The 13,839-nt window shown below is 64.1% G+C and carries 18 protein-coding genes; 9 read left to right on the top strand and 9 right to left on the bottom strand.

Going from position 1 to position 13,839, the window contains the following annotated elements; all coding sequences use genetic code 11:
* The coding region (locus WEB61_RS12470) for an SDR family NAD(P)-dependent oxidoreductase (RefSeq protein WP_368064661.1) at positions 1 to 309 on the top strand (309 nt) is incomplete at its 5' end.
* 26 nt (positions 310 to 335) lie between these two features.
* Here the strand turns inward: WEB61_RS12470 and WEB61_RS12465 are convergent.
* Complete coding sequence (locus WEB61_RS12465) at positions 336 to 815, bottom strand: SRPBCC family protein (RefSeq protein WP_368064660.1); 480 nt, start codon at positions 813 to 815, stop codon at positions 336 to 338.
* A gap of 103 nt (positions 816 to 918) precedes the next feature.
* Between WEB61_RS12465 and WEB61_RS12460 the strand changes: the two genes are divergently transcribed.
* Entirely contained in the window at positions 919 to 1,326 is a 408-nt protein-coding gene (locus WEB61_RS12460) for a GFA family protein (RefSeq protein WP_368064659.1), read from the top strand.
* A 207-nt stretch (positions 1,327 to 1,533) separates the two neighbouring features.
* On the opposite strand, the gene WEB61_RS12455 is transcribed toward WEB61_RS12460, so the two are convergent.
* From WEB61_RS12455 to hfaB, 3 genes are all read right to left on the bottom strand, one after another.
* Entirely contained in the window at positions 1,534 to 1,965 is a 432-nt protein-coding gene (locus WEB61_RS12455; RefSeq protein WP_368064658.1) for a DUF2147 domain-containing protein, read from the bottom strand.
* A 95-nt stretch (positions 1,966 to 2,060) separates the two neighbouring features.
* Complete coding sequence (locus tag WEB61_RS12450; protein WP_368064657.1) at positions 2,061 to 2,507, bottom strand: DUF2147 domain-containing protein; 447 nt, start codon at positions 2,505 to 2,507, stop codon at positions 2,061 to 2,063.
* 507 nt (positions 2,508 to 3,014) lie between these two features.
* A complete protein-coding gene (gene hfaB, locus WEB61_RS12445; RefSeq protein WP_368064656.1) occupies positions 3,015 to 4,019 on the bottom strand; it encodes a holdfast anchoring protein HfaB in 1,005 nt (334 codons plus the stop codon).
* A 437-nt stretch (positions 4,020 to 4,456) separates the two neighbouring features.
* On the opposite strand from hfaB, the gene WEB61_RS12440 reads away from it, so the two are divergent.
* The 3 genes from WEB61_RS12440 (at position 4,457) to WEB61_RS12430 (ending at position 6,272) form a co-directional block, all read left to right on the top strand.
* Positions 4,457 to 5,059, top strand: coding sequence for a 2-hydroxychromene-2-carboxylate isomerase (locus WEB61_RS12440; protein WP_368064655.1), 603 nt, complete (start codon positions 4,457 to 4,459; stop codon positions 5,057 to 5,059).
* Positions 5,052 to 5,855: a rhomboid family intramembrane serine protease gene (locus WEB61_RS12435; protein WP_368064654.1), complete on the top strand. Its 804-nt coding sequence runs from the start codon at positions 5,052 to 5,054 to the stop codon at positions 5,853 to 5,855. Before WEB61_RS12440 ends, WEB61_RS12435 begins: the two co-directional genes overlap by 8 nt.
* 84 nt (positions 5,856 to 5,939) lie before the next feature.
* A complete protein-coding gene (locus WEB61_RS12430; RefSeq protein WP_368064653.1) occupies positions 5,940 to 6,272 on the top strand; it encodes a DUF4389 domain-containing protein in 333 nt (110 codons plus the stop codon).
* Here WEB61_RS12430 and WEB61_RS12425 read toward each other — a convergent pair.
* Complete coding sequence (locus tag WEB61_RS12425) at positions 6,256 to 6,939, bottom strand: TetR/AcrR family transcriptional regulator (protein WP_368064652.1); 684 nt, start codon at positions 6,937 to 6,939, stop codon at positions 6,256 to 6,258. The genes WEB61_RS12430 and WEB61_RS12425 overlap by 17 nt on opposite strands.
* 105 nt (positions 6,940 to 7,044) lie before the next feature.
* On the opposite strand from WEB61_RS12425, the gene WEB61_RS12420 reads away from it, so the two are divergent.
* Positions 7,045 to 8,472: a carotenoid oxygenase family protein gene (locus WEB61_RS12420; RefSeq protein ID WP_368064651.1), complete on the top strand. Its 1,428-nt coding sequence runs from the start codon at positions 7,045 to 7,047 to the stop codon at positions 8,470 to 8,472.
* Positions 8,473 to 8,743: 271 nt separating this feature from the next.
* Here the strand turns inward: WEB61_RS12420 and WEB61_RS12415 are convergent, their stop codons facing one another.
* On the bottom strand, positions 8,744 to 9,355 hold the full coding sequence (locus WEB61_RS12415; RefSeq protein WP_368064650.1) for a GDYXXLXY domain-containing protein: 612 nt from the start codon (positions 9,353 to 9,355) through the stop codon (positions 8,744 to 8,746).
* Complete coding sequence (locus WEB61_RS12410) at positions 9,352 to 10,650, bottom strand: DUF2157 domain-containing protein (protein ID WP_368064649.1); 1,299 nt, start codon at positions 10,648 to 10,650, stop codon at positions 9,352 to 9,354. Before WEB61_RS12410 ends, WEB61_RS12415 begins: the two co-directional genes overlap by 4 nt.
* A 228-nt stretch (positions 10,651 to 10,878) precedes the next feature.
* Here WEB61_RS12410 and WEB61_RS12405 point away from each other — a divergent pair, with 228 nt between their 5' ends.
* The gene (locus WEB61_RS12405) at positions 10,879 to 11,307 is read left to right on the top strand and encodes a CBS domain-containing protein (protein WP_368064648.1); all 429 of its coding nucleotides are present in this window, start codon (positions 10,879 to 10,881) and stop codon (positions 11,305 to 11,307) included.
* Between the two features lie 66 nt (positions 11,308 to 11,373).
* Here the strand turns inward: WEB61_RS12405 and WEB61_RS12400 are convergent, their stop codons facing one another.
* Together WEB61_RS12400 and WEB61_RS12395 are read right to left on the bottom strand one after the other, a co-directional pair.
* On the bottom strand, positions 11,374 to 11,988 hold the full coding sequence (locus tag WEB61_RS12400; RefSeq protein WP_368064647.1) for a pyridoxamine 5'-phosphate oxidase family protein: 615 nt from the start codon (positions 11,986 to 11,988) through the stop codon (positions 11,374 to 11,376).
* 70 nt (positions 11,989 to 12,058) lie between these two features.
* Positions 12,059 to 12,436, bottom strand: coding sequence for a DsrE family protein (locus tag WEB61_RS12395; RefSeq protein WP_368064646.1), 378 nt, complete (start codon positions 12,434 to 12,436; stop codon positions 12,059 to 12,061).
* Positions 12,437 to 12,558: 122 nt separating this feature from the next.
* Here WEB61_RS12395 and WEB61_RS12390 point away from each other — a divergent pair, with 122 nt between their 5' ends.
* On the top strand, positions 12,559 to 13,140 hold the full coding sequence (locus WEB61_RS12390; protein WP_368064645.1) for a TetR/AcrR family transcriptional regulator: 582 nt from the start codon (positions 12,559 to 12,561) through the stop codon (positions 13,138 to 13,140).
* A gap of 45 nt (positions 13,141 to 13,185) precedes the next feature.
* Positions 13,186 to 13,650 (top strand): DUF1348 family protein, encoded by a 465-nt coding sequence (locus WEB61_RS12385; RefSeq protein ID WP_368064644.1) that lies wholly within the window; start codon positions 13,186 to 13,188, stop codon positions 13,648 to 13,650.
* Positions 13,651 to 13,839: the final 189 nt, after the last annotated feature.

The following is a 13,839-nucleotide window of genomic DNA, read 5'->3' as shown; positions in this document are numbered from 1 at the left end:
CGACCCTGTTCCGAACTGAAGACCGTCGCGCTCTGGTGCGCCGGTCAAGGGCTCACCATAAGGTGCAACTCGATCCATCCGGGCGCGATCATGACGCCGATGTGGGAGGCGATGCTGGGCTCAGGCCCCGACCGCGCGAAACGGACGGCGGCGCTGCTGAAGGACACGCCGCTGCACCGCTTCGGCCGTCCCGAGGAAGTGGCGGCGGTGGCGGTGCTGCTGGCATCGGACGAGGCGACCTACATCACCGGCGCCGAGATCGGCATCGATGGCGGCTTGCTCGCCGGCTCGGCGGCGAGCCCGGGATAGCGCCCTTCAAACCGGCAACGGACGCCTCACTCCGTGAACGCCGCGAGGTTTTCCAGCGTCGAGGCGATGCCCGCCTGATGATCCGCGGCGCTGATGCCCTCCGGCACGTTCTCGCAGACGATATGAACCTCGGTGCCGTCCGGCACGGGCGTGAGCGTCGTGGTGATCGTCATGGCGCCGGCGAAGGCGGGATCGTCGGCGACGAATTCGACCAGCTCGACGACGCGCGCGTCAGGCACCAGTTTCAGAAACCGTCCTTCGACGACATCGGCATGTTCGGATGTTTTTCCGCGCAGCGCGTGATCGGTACCGGCATAGACGAGCGACATCCGGAAGCGGCCGCCCTCGCGCGGCTCGAAAGTATGGATTTCGCCCTTCATGCCTTTCGGCGGCCGCCATGACGCAACGGCAGCGGGATCGAGCAGCGCCCGGTAGATCTTCTGCGGCAAGGCCCTGATCACGCGCGAACCGGCATCGGTGCGCTTCTCGCCGGATACATTCGCCATGGCGCTGTTCTCCCTTTGAGCGGCACATTATAGTATTCACCGGCGTTGCCGCACCATGTCCGGATATTTCAAGGGCCTGGCGATGACACAGGGAGAGCGCGAAATGAAACTGGAAGGCGGATGCTATTGCGGCAAGCTGCGCTATGTGGCCGAGGGCGAGCCGATGATGAAGGCGCAGTGCCATTGCCGCGAATGTCAGTACATCTCCGGTGGCGCGCCGAACATGTTTCTTCTGATGCCGGCGGACGGCTTCAGCTACACCGGCGGAACGCCCAGCCGGTTCGCGCGCAGCGATCTTGAAAACCCCGTGACGCGCGAATTCTGCGCCGAGTGCGGCACGCATATCGTCACGCGGCCGTCAGGCCTGCCCGCCGTGGTTGTGAAGGTCGGCACGCTCGACGACCCGGCGCTTTTCGATGGTCCGAAAATGGCGATCTACACGATCGACAAGCAGCCCTTCCACCAGATCCCCGACGGCCTGCCGGCATTCGAGCGCCTGCCGACGCGATAGGGCTTGCGGGCCTCGGTTGGGCTCGGTTGGCCCTAAATTACCGTGCCTGAGCGATCGTCCGTGCACGGCGCGGCGAAGGCAGACGAGTGAACGGGGAGGGTGGGGGCCCCTCCCCGTTCTCGTTGGCGGGTTTTGCGGCTTCGCGCGCCTCGCAAGCGAGGGGATGACGAGGCGGAGAGGAGGGGTGCCGCGCGCCCGCTTCTTTCGTTATTCGACCCGTTCCCAGGTCTGGGTCTTGCTCATGAAACCCTTGCGGCCCGTCACGTCGAGCTTCGCGCCGCCATCGGCGAGTTCGATGCTGGCATCCGCCGTTTTGCCGTTGGCGGGGCGGAGGATGGTGCCGCCCGACCATTCGTCGCCGTCCGGTGTCAGGCCCCAGAGGATCACCAGGCCGACCAGCGGCTGGTTCTTCTTGTTGCCGTCGCATTTGGAGCAGACGGTTTCGCCGTCGTCGAGGAGTTCGACGACCGTGCCTTCCAGCGTGCCGTTCGTCTCCGCGATCTCGACCACCGTTTTCGATGCGCCGGTGTCGGGATCGAAGGTGCGCCACTTGCCGAGCGGCGATGAAGTGTCGGCGGCCGCCGGCAGCGCGAAAGCCGCGGCGAGCAGAAGCGCGGTGGTCCAGGCTCTCGGTGTCATGTCTCTCTCCTTCGTTTCCCGTTATTGGTGGTCGAAGTATCGATGCAACGCGATTGACGCAACCGGGCCCGGCTCGCCGGGAGGCGGGGTTCGTCTTACTCGACCCGTTCCCATTTCTGGGAGACGCGGAGCGGCCCGCGTCCGGTCACCATCTGAAGCGCCTTGCCGCCCGGCACAAGTTCGAAATAGGCGGGCGAGACCATGCCCGTCGCGGGCCGCAGCAGGGAGCCGCCGCTCCAGCCCTTTCCGTCCCATTTGGCGTCCCAGATGATCTTCATGCCGGCAAGCGGCTTGTTGTGATTGTCGCCCGAGCAGCTCCAGCAGACGGCGTCCTTCGGCCCGTCGGCGAGTTCCACGATATGGCCCTCGAGCGTGCCGTCCGTCTGCTCGATCTCGACGATCATGTGCGGCTGGCCGCTCTGTGGGTGGTAGACGCGCCACTTGCCGTCCGGCGACGATGTGTCCGCCGCTGCGGGCAGGGCCGCCGAAAGGGCGCAAACGCCCGCCAGCAGCAACGCTGCTCCGAAAGTCCTCAAACGCATGATTTCGCTCCCAGCCTTTATATTGGCACTTCAACTGCCAATATAATCCATCGCGCCCGGTTCGCCAAGAGGTTATTGCAGGGGGCGTGTCTGTTTCTTTTTTGCCGTGCCCTCCGGTGCCGTTCTGCGCGAGGCAGGGGGAGAGGAGAGGGCGGCTGACCCGGAAAGCGGGGATAAAGGATGGTTGTCCCCGGGCCGGCGCATGGCTTGTCCCCCGCCCGTGACGCTTTGTGACAGATTTATGACAGTTCGATGACAGAGGGGGGGTGAAGCCCGTTTTCGCTGTGCCGGGCTGTCAAAAAAAGGGGGAGGGCCAAGCCCTCCCCGAGTGGTCGTCCGTAGGCGGAACGAAACGCGATGTTCCACTTCGGTTGGCGGACAAGCTCCGCGCGGGCTCTCAGTGTCCGGCCGGAGGCCGACCAGGCGCAGACAGGCTGAGGGGTGTGGCCGATGACGCTTTGTGGGATTTTTCGTTGGGCGTCATCGGCGATCTTGTCGGTGAAGGGTTTAGTTCAGGCCGCCGCGAAGACCGTCGTTGAAGGTCGGTTCGCTGTAGTAGGCGTAGGGATCGTTTTCGGTCCGCTCGGCACGGGCCGGGCGGGCGGTCGCCGGGGCGGGCCGGGCCTCGGCGACGCGCTGGCGGTTGGCGGCCGGCTGCACGGCTTCCGGATTGGCCTGGCGATAGTCGATCTGGCCCATCGGATCCTTGTTGCCGGGGAAGCGGACGCAATCGCTCGGGTTGACGGCATAGAGCGGGACGAGGAGCTTCAGCACCGCGCGTTCGATAACCGAGCGCACCGCAAGCTGGACCGGTTCCTGACCGCCGGTGCCGGCGCCGATCGAGAAGAGGTTGCCGCCGAAGAAGTCGAACACACCGGCGCGGATTTCGCGGCCGACGATCTGCTTCTGGTACGACACATAGTCGACGACTTCGAGCGTGCGGCTGTTCACCAGGCGCAGGTCGAGGCCGATATTCATCACATAGGCCGAGGCCGAGACGTTGGCGCCCGCGCCCATGTCGCCGCCTTCGGCAAAGCCGGCATTGAGGCCGCCCGAATGGATGTTGAAGTTCAGCTCGGTGATGCCGCCGACGAGGTAGTAGTCGCTGCCGCGGATTTCGCCCGCATAGATCTTGCGGTAGTCGTCTTCCGGGCCGCCGTCGCCGATCAGCTTGTTGTTGGTGTATTTCAGTTCGAGTTCGGTGATCGCCGTGTCGTAGCGTTCGACCAGCGGCACGCCGGCCTTGCCCAGCGCCGACATCGCCATCAGCGAGGCGCCCTGCGTGACCTTCATGCCGGTGCCGTCGGCTTCCTGCTTGCCGGTGTAGTCGCGAATGTTGCCGACCGCAATGCGCGTCGCCGCCGTGCTGCCCGGCACATGACTGGCGAGGCAACGCAGCGCGTTGGAATAGGGCGTCTCGTTGGTGATGACGGGCGCGTTGCCGATCGGCGTCGCATAGCGGCCATCCGATCCGGCATTTGCGCTGACGCAGCCGGTGAGGGCGAATGCCATAGCGAGGGCCCCCAGCGTTCGCCTGGGCAGTCCCTTGTTCGTCGCGATCGACAGAGCCGTTGTAAACACGTTGGCCTCCTGATGGTCATCGGTCGTCCGGTTGGCGCTGGCGATCATTGTTTTTTGATTCTGCCGGCGCGCCGCCGACCGTTCGGTTGCCATGGGGATTGCAACCGCTGTGCCAGCCGTCACGTTTCGTTAAGACTTGCGAAAAACAACTGGTTTTCGGGCGATTCTCACGGTCTGGAGGGTGAGGACCGAGAGGGCGGCAGCCAGGCGGAGCGGACCGGGTCCCGCCTGGAGACGTAAACGAAACGTTAATGCCGTCCGGCATTGGCACAATCGCGGGGTGTCTGAAAGCAGGTTGCGGGATCAGGCCATGCGGGTGAAACTCCGCCGCAATTCTGTAAACCATACCCATCAAGGGAAACGACGATTTGGCGACGCTTGAATTTTTCTTCGACTGCTCCAGCCCTTGGACCTACCTGGCTTTCAGCCGCATCGAAGCGCTGGCCGGGCGGACAGGCAGCGAGATCGACTGGCGGCCTGTTCTGGTGGGCGGCGTCTTCAATGCGGTTAACGAAAGCGTTTACGAGGCGCGCGCCAATCCACACCCGGTCAAGGCGCGCTACTATGTCAAGGATCTGCGCGACTGGGCGCGCTATTGCGGCATCGAAATTGGCCAGCCGCCGGTCTTTCCGGTGCGGTCGGTCGACGCGATGCGCGCGGCGATCGTAGCGCAGGACGAAGGCCGGCTCCCGGCTTTCGCCTGGGCGACCTTTCGCAGCTATTGGGGCAACCTCAAGGACATCAGCCAGCCGGACGTCCTCGCTGAAATTTGCGCCACGGCCGGCCTCAATTGGGATGCGGTCAGCCTGCGGATCAAGGATGACGACATCAAGGCACGCTTGCGCGCCAATACCGAAGAGCTGATCGCGCGCGGCGGTTTCGGGTCGCCGACAATGTTCGTCAACAAGACCGACATGTATTTCGGCAACGACCGGCTGCCGCTGGTCGAGGCGGCGCTTGCCAATGGCTGATCCGCGGCAGGGCGAGGCTTCGCCCCACAAGGAACCGCCGGCCTTCAATGTTCCGGGCGCGGTGCTGGCGCTGCTCGTCGCCATTGTCGGTGTGCATCTGCTGATCGAATGGTTGCCCGTCGAGGCGCAGCACCGGGTGCTCCTGCTCTTCGCGCTCATGCCCCTGCGTTACGACGGCGTGGTGGAAGGACTGCCGGGCGGGCTTGGTGCCGAACTCTGGACGCCTGTCACCTACACATTCCTTCATGGCGGCTGGACGCATCTGATCGTCAATTCGGTCTGGCTGCTCGCTTTTGGTTCGCCGATTGCCCGGCGGTTTGGCGTCTTGCGCTTCTTTCTCTTCTATTTTCTCTGTGGCGCCGCCGGCGCGCTTCTTCATGTGCTGATCTATCCCGCCTCGCCGATGCCGGTGGTCGGCGCTTCGGCGGCGATTTCGGGGCTGATGGGCGGGGCGGCGCGTTTCGTGTTTCTCGGCGACGGGCCGATCGGCGCGCTGGGCGGCGGGCAGGGGTTTCGCGGCGCGCCGCGGCGCCGGGCCGGCATCCTCGCCTCGCTGGCCGACCGGCGGACACTGATCTTTGTCGGCGTCTGGATCGGCCTGAATTTTCTTTTCGGCGCGACGGCGCTTTCAGGCGCTCTCGGCGTGACGGCGCAGGTCGCCTGGGAGGCGCATCTCGGCGGTTTCCTGGCCGGGCTGCTGCTTTTCGGCCTGTTCGATCCGATCCGCTATTCGCCCTCCGGCGGACCAGGCAATGTCGACTATGGCGAATGGCTGGGCGAAGATCGCGAGAAGTAGCGGCCGCCGTTGACTCTCGCGCATCCGTAACCACATCAGGGAAGCGGCCTTTGACGGGCGCGGGCTTTCAGGAGGAGACGATTCATGAGCGATACATCTGCCCATTCGGGCCCCCAGCCGGACGCATCGCAAGCCGATAGCGGGGCAGGAGCATCGGGACGACGCGACCTGTGGATGCGACTGCTCTATATGGTCGTGTTCTGGTTTCTCGGTAATGTCGCCTTCTCGGTCGCGATCTTTCTCGGCGCGGTTCAGTTCGTCGTCGTTCTCGTAACTGGCGACAAGAACGAGGAGTTGCGCGTCTTCAGCCGCAACCTCGTTCAATATGTCTGGGAGTGCCTCGCCTTCGTGATTTTCGCACGCGAGGACAAACCGTTCCCGCTCGGCAAGTTTCCGTCGGTCAGCGCCGGCGAGTGAAGCCTTCGTATTTCTTGAGGCCCTTCGGCGTCAGCAGGCCGCGCATCACCGCGCCGGCCGTGACGCCGAAGCGTTTTTCGGCAGCCTCGGCGCTCAGATGGAAGCCGGCCAGTTCGAGGCTGCATAGCCCGTGCACGGTCGCCCATAGTGCGTCGGCGATGATTGCCGGGTCGGCGTCGGCGGCCATGCTGCCTTCGGCGATGCAAGCCTCGATCGCGTCCAGCAGGTTCTGATAGGAGGGGTGACGCGCGATGCTGCGCGCCGCCGGCTCGTTCGATGCCGGTTCGTCGTGACGCAGCGCCGCCGGAACCGGCAATGTGGCGCTGATCATCAACGCATAATAGGACGGGTTTTTCAGCGCGAAGTCGCGATAGGCGCGCGAGAGGTTGGCAAGCCAGAGGATCGGCTCCGGATCGCGCGGCACCGCCCGTTGCGCCGTCGCCAGCCGGTCGAACGCTTCCTCGAACAGCGCCGTGATCAGACCTTCCTTGCCGCCAAAGGCGGTGTAGACGGCCATGGTGGAGGTGCCGACTTTTGTCGCGAGCTTGCGCAGCGAGATCGCATCCGGTCCGCCATGCATCAGCATTTCACTGGCCGCATCCAAGAGCGCCTCGCGCTGGGCGTTGCGGCGGTTCTCGGCGGGACTTGTCTTTTCTTCGGCACTCATGCGGTTCTCTATCGATCAGGCTTGACCGTCTGTCCAGTGATAACTATAACATAGCTATAACACTGTTATAAATCCGGTTTTCCGCAATCCCGGGAGGAACGCGTCATGTCCAGGCCCTATCCGAACAATCCCTTCCTGCAGGCCAATTTCGCGCCGGTTGCTGCCGAATGCGACGCGCCGGATCTTGTCGTGCATGGCGAATTGCCGGCCGCTCTTGCCGGTACGCTCTATCGCAACGGACCCAATCCGATGTTTCCGCCGCTGGGCGAAAAATATCACTGGTTCCTCGGCGAGGGGATGATCCACGCGATCCATGTCGAGAACGGCAAGGCGAGCTATCGCAATCGCTGGGTGCGAACCGAGCAATATCAACTGCAGCGGGAGGCCGGCGAGCGGCGGATTTCGACGGCGTTCGGCGAAGCGCCATTGCCCGGCACCGAAAACGTCAAGCGCAACGTCGCCAACACCAATGTCGTCTGGCATGCGGGCAAGCTGATGGCGCTCGACGAAGGCAGCTCGCCGATGGCGATGGATGGCGACACGCTGGAAACGACGGGCTCCTGGACCTTCGAGGGCAAATATGAAGGGCCGATGACGGCGCATCCGAAATTCGATCCGAAAACCGGCGAGATGATTTTCTTCGGTTACATGGCGGCCGGACCCGCGACACCCGACATTTCATTCCAGGTCGTCGATCGCGACGGCAAGCTGACGCGCAGCGAAACCTTCAAGGCGCCCTATGCGAGCATGGTGCACGACTTCATCGTGACCGATGAACATGTGGTCTTCCCGATCTTTCCGGCGACGATCGATGTCGACCGCATCATGAAGGGCGGGCCCGTGATCGCCTGGGATCCGGATGCCGGCACGCATATCGGCATCATGGCGCGCAACGCCAGCACCGATACGATCCGCTGGTTCAAGGGCGATCCCTGTTACGTCTATCATCCGATGAACGCCTATACGAGCCACGACGGCGGGCGCACGCGCGTTGTTGCCGACATGATGAAGTACAGCCGCGTGCCGCTCTTCCCCAGCGCCGACGGCACGAAAGCACCGCCGAGCCTTGCCGACGAGCAGGGAATGCTGGTGCGCTGGACGTTCGATCTCGACAGCAATTCCGATTCCTATTCGGAGGAAGTGCTCACCGATCTCGGCGGCGAGTTCCCGCGCTTCGACGAACGTTTCGCCGGCCATGGCTATCGCCACGGCTACTACGCGGCGATGAACCGGCCGAAGGAAGCGCCGGGTTCGTCCTACGACACGCTGGTGCATATCGATCTTGCCTCGGGCAAACGGAAGGAATGGGAGCCGGGCGCGGGCAAGTATGTGCACGAGCCGGTTTTCGTGGCGCGCAAGGAAGATGCGGCGGAAGGCGACGGCTTTATCGTATCGCTGGTCTACGACACGGCGCGGAACAGCAGCGACTTCATTGTTCTCGATACGGACGATATTTCAAAGGGGCCGGTGGCGCGGGTCGAGCTACCGACGCGCGTGCCCTTCGGTTTTCACGGCAATTGGCGGGGCGCCTAGCACATTTCTCTCCACGTTATGGGGCCTCTGTCAAAAAACTGTCATAAGACTGTCACAAACTGATTTTGGTGGGCAGGCAGACCGCGCGTGTGACGACGGATGTGCGCGCGCCGTCACACGCGTGAGGACATTTACGCAGACGGACTGCGCGGACGGCGCATTCGGAGGTGCGTTTGCGTGTACGCGGGCGGAACGTCGCGGCGGTATCGGATCGGTTCACGACTGCATGGGGGAGCGAGGCATGTTTTCGCGCTGAAAACTTATCCCCGCGTCAAAACAGCGGCTCTTCGTAGACCGGTTCGCCGCCGATGCGCAGCCCCTTGATCGCCGCGGTGCCGCTGCGGCCGAGCGCGACGTCGACGGTGAGGCTGCCCGCGTTGCGTTCGTCCTCGAGGACGCGGCCTTCGCCTTCGGGGACGAAGTAGCTTTCGATGCCGTAGAGGACGGTGGCGGTCGTACAGCCGGGGCAGGGCGCGTCGGGTTCCGTTTCCATGTCGTCCGCGGTACGGGCGATCGGCCGGTTCTCGAAGACATAAACGATACGTCCCCGGATGATCTTGTTGCCGTCCGCCGGTTCGGGGCGGTCGCGCCACGCGCCGACGGCGGTCCAGGTTTCGCCGCCCGGCGCAAGCTCGACATGGACGAGGTCGCCGTCGGTGAATTCGTCGTCGCCCGCCAGGTCGTCGAGTACGAGTTGAGAAATATCGTAGTTCAGAATGACATAGTCGCCGCGGAAGATGTCGCGCGGGTCGACGGGCGCGGTCTTCAGCGTCACGACGTCGGGCGAGCGCAGCAGCGTCACGCGGTCCCAGATCATGGCGCCGAGGAAGAGCGTCTGCCCCAGTACCAGCACAATCAGCGCGCCACCGAAACGGATGTTCATGCGTCACCCCCTTCGGCGGCCGTGCGCACGATCCGCCGGCGCATGCGTTCAAGCACGAGACTGCCCACGATCAGCAACACGCCGCCCAGCGCAAAGAAGAGTGCCGTGTCGAGCAGCGAGCCGAGCGTTTCGAAATAGAGCCAAAGCACTTCGGCCGCGAAGGCGACGAAACCGAAATTCACCGCAAAGCGGCTGCCGCGCGCGGCGCCGTAGGACACCAGCCAGGCGGCGAGCGCCAGGATGGCCGCCGCGTAAGCCCAAGGCACCAGCGCGCCGTTTGCATCGGAGATGAACGGATAGGCGACGGCGAGCGCCGCCAGTGTGGCGATGCCCGCGAGGTGACGCGCCGGCAACCCACCGCGCATGACGGCGAGACCGCCAAGCACCCCCAGCACCGCGATACCCGCGGCAATGAACAGCGGGCCCGCGACACTGGACGCCGCTTGTTCGCCCGATCCCGGATCGGTCTGGAGAATGCCGACAAGCGCGAAGGCGACGGCGATGCCATAGGCTTCGGCGACGGCGGCGAGACGGGCGCTGCGGCCGGAGAAGACAAGCGCCGCCAGCCAGAGCGTCAGCGCCCCCATAATGACGAGGATGGTGAACTGCGCCGGCGAAAAGCCGATGGCGTCGATGATCGCATCGCCATTGATCGCCTGCCAGAGGAAGCCCGCGATCAGGACGAGATGGAATGCCGGCGTCCATGAAAGCCGCAGCGCCAGCGCGGCGGCGGCGCCCCATGCCAGCCAAAAAGTCCAGTGCGGCGTGCTGTCGTTCATCTCCAGCGCGAACCAGCTCCAGACGACGGCAAGCAGGATGCCGAGCGCCAGTGCCGGCCGGGACGGCAGCAGCCACGCGGTTGCGAGCGCGGCGATGCACCAGGCAAGAACGCCGCCGGGGTCGTCGGTGACGATGTGATAAATCTGGGCGATCAGCATGATGCCGCCGCCGAACAGGCCGAGACCGATCAGCACGGCGGCTTGCGCGAAATTCGTATGGCCGCGTTTCTCGAGCGCGAAGGCGGCGCCATAGGCCGTCCACATCGCCGCGAAGATCAGGATCAGCTTGGTGAGCTTCGAAATATCCTGCCAGTTGGCGGCGACGAAACTCATAACCGCAAAGCCGATCAGCACCGCTCCGAGTATCGCCAGCATGGCCGGCATGCGGCGCGTCGAGGCGCCGGGCTCGCTGGCGGAAAGCAGGATGGCGTCGGCATTGGCCGCCGTCACCCAGCCGCGCTCGATCCAGAGGTCGAGGTCGCGCTTTAGCCGGTGGAGATAGGCGCGTTGCCACATGACGGGGAGCCGGATTGCTGTTGCGGGGAGGGAGATCTGGACTCGGTGAATTTTCGCCAGTATCCGGGCGGCAAGGGCGCCAAGTCAAAGCCCTCCGGTTTACGTCGCGGATTCCTTCAGTTTTTCGATAGCGGCTTGCCGGATGCGGCGGAATGCCGCATCATTCAAGTCGGGGCGTTTGCCTGCGGTCGCGGCCTCGACGGCCGGACATGTCAGGGAGGAGATGCCATGAACGTTGCGGCGATTTTGAAGGCAAAGGGTACGGAGGTCGTGACGATCGATCCGGCGGCAACGCTGGGCCAGGTCACGACGTTGCTCAGCGAGCGGCGGATCGGCGCCGTCGTCGTGATGCAGGACCGCAAGGTTCTTGGCATTGTCTCCGAGCGCGACGTCATCAGGTCGATCGCGCGGATCGGCGCCGCGGCGCTGACGATGCCCGTGCGCGAGGCGATGACATCGCGCATCGTGACCTGCTCGCTCAACGATTCGATCGACGAGTTGATGGATACGATGACGGCGGGCCGTTTTCGTCACCTGCCGGTGATCGAAAACGGCGTGCTTGTCGGGATCGTGTCGATCGGCGACGTGGTGAAGAACCGGATCGCCGAGACGATGATGGAAGCCGAAGCGCTGAAGCTCTACATCGCCACCGGCTGACGGCTGACGGCTGACGGCTGGCGGCCGGGGCGGTTTCGCTTCTTTCCCGGAATTGCTTCCGCGTGCTCAAACCCGTTGCCGCAGCCGTTCGACCTGCGCCTTGAGTTCGGCGATTTCCCGATCCCGCTCCGCCAGCATGGCGTCGACTTCGTCGGCGTCGATCTTGCGCGGGATATGTTGGGGGCAATTGGGATCCCAGGCGGAAACCTTGAAGATGAGCACGCGCTCGGGTGCGGCGGCATAGCCCTCGGGCATGACCGCCTGCATCAAGGCATCGTCGCCCTCGATCATCCGGGCCTCGCCCCATATCTTGATGCGGCGGCGGTTGGCGTAGTCCATCAGGAAGATGAAGGCCTTGCCGCTTTCGAGCAGGTTGCCCTGCGAGATGAACTGCCGGTTCCCCCTGAAATCGGCTATTGCCAGCGTGTGCTCGTCGATCGGCTTGAGAAAGCCGCGCGGTCCGCCGCGATGCTGGATATAGGGTTGTCCTTCCGCGTTGACGGTTGCGAGGTAGAAGCTGTTCTGCCGGGCGATGAATGCCGCCAGTTGGGGCGTGATCCGGTCGGACCAGCCGCCGCGCGCCTCCATGCCGACATAGGCTTCGCGCGAGCCGTTGCGGGTCTGAAGCTGCTTCACCGTTTCGGTGAAGGCGATATCGCTGGTCGGGCGCTCGTTTTCCATGTTCGTGCCACTCCACAGACAGGGGAGCCGGTGCCCGGCGTTGAGATCGGCCGGGCACCGGACGGGAAGGTCAGAAATTGACCACGCTGTAGCCCTGGTCGATGTAGCTCGAGACGTCGAGCACGCCCGGGGTTCCAGGGATAGCCTTCTCGTAGTCGAGCTTGAGGCCTGTTTTTCGTACATCCTCGGTCGCGCCGAAGACGTCCGCGCAACCGCCGCAGACGCCGGCCACGACATCCTTGACCGCTTCGTAAAGCCCGTGCGCCGCATGGCCGGTCCTGGCGAGGTCGGCCGGCCAGCGCGTGCCCGCGCCTTGGAAAATGACGGCGACGTCCTGCTTCTTTTCCTTGAGTTCGTAGGCGAGGAACAGGCCGTTGAAGAGGCGGCCCAGCGCCTCCTCGGATCCCGCCTTGGGATCGGAATAGATGATGATGGCAGTCTTGCTCATGAGGGGCTCCATTTGACGTTTTTGAATTATTACCGAACGAACGGTAAAAATGAAATAGAGGCTCGACAAGTCGCTGTCAAGACATTAACCCGATCATTCGGTAAATTTGGAGAGCCCGCCACATGGCCCGCAAGGCACTGATCGAAAATGACGCTTTGCTCGAGCGTTTGAGCGCCACGTTTCGCGACGTCGGTTATGACGGCGCGTCGCTCGCGCTGTTGTCGGAGGCGAGCGGACTCAAGAGGGCCAGCCTTTACCATCGCTTTCCCGGCGGGAAGGAGCAGATGGGTCTTGAAGTTCTTCAGGAGGCCGGGCGCTGGCTCACCACGCATGTACTCGAGCCGCTCGCGGGCGAAGGCTCGCCGCGAGAGCGGATTGCGGCGATGGCGCGTGAGCTCGATTGCTTCTACCGAGGCGGCGAGCAGGCCTGCCTGCTCAACATGCTCTCCGCGCCGATCGGCGGGTCAGGCCCGTACGTGGCGGCGATCCGCCAGATGTTCGAGGTCCTTGTCGATGCGCTGGCCGGCGTTGTCGCCGAGACGGGCTGCCCCGCCGACGTGGCGCGTGACCGGGCCGAGCGCGGCGTGGCGCTGATTCAGGGCAGCCTCGTGCTCGCCAGGGGGCTGGGGTCGACCGAACCCTTCCGCAAGATGCTCGATGCGCTTCCCGACGAACTGCTCGTAGACACGGGAGAATGCGCGTGAAACTCCACCACCGCCCCGGGCCGGGGCGTTCGCAAGGAAGTCTTGATGGAACGTCCTCCCTTTCCTCCGTTTACTGAAGAAACCGCGCGACAAAAGGTTCGCGCCGCCGAGGATGCGTGGAACGGACGCGATCCCGAGCGGGTCGCGATGGCCTATACGCCGGACAGCATCTGGCGAAACCGGAGCGAATTCCTGGCGGGCCGCGAGGCAATTGCCGACTTTCTCCGGCGCAAGTGGGCGCGCGAGCTGGACTACCGGCTCGTCAAGGAACTCTGGACTTTCGAGAGCGACCGTATCGCCGTCCGCTTCGCTTACGAATATCACGACGACAGCGGCAACTGGTTCCGCGCCTATGGCAACGAGAATTGGGAGTTTGCGCCAAACGGACTGATGCAGCGGCGCATTGCGAGCATCAACGATCTGCCGATCGACGGGACGACGCGCAAATTCCACTGGCCGCTCGGCCGGCGCCCCGATGCACATCCGGGCCTGAGCGATCTCGGACTGTGAGCTTGTCGGGATCGTTTCGATCGGCGATGTGGTGAAGAATCGGATCGCCGAGACGGTGATGGAGGCCGAAGCGCTGACGCTCTATATCGCCACGGGCTGATGGTAGTTGAAAGGTCGTTGTGGCCCGCGTCGGGCGGACCATCCACGTTTTCTTTCTCCGTCATTGCGAGGAGCGAAGCGACGAAGCAA

Source organism: Parvibaculum sp. (assembly GCF_040882025.1).
Classification (GTDB): domain Bacteria; phylum Pseudomonadota; class Alphaproteobacteria; order Parvibaculales; family Parvibaculaceae; genus Parvibaculum.
Note: the sequence above shows the minus strand (reverse complement) of the source record. Positions and strands in the feature narration are given on the sequence as shown.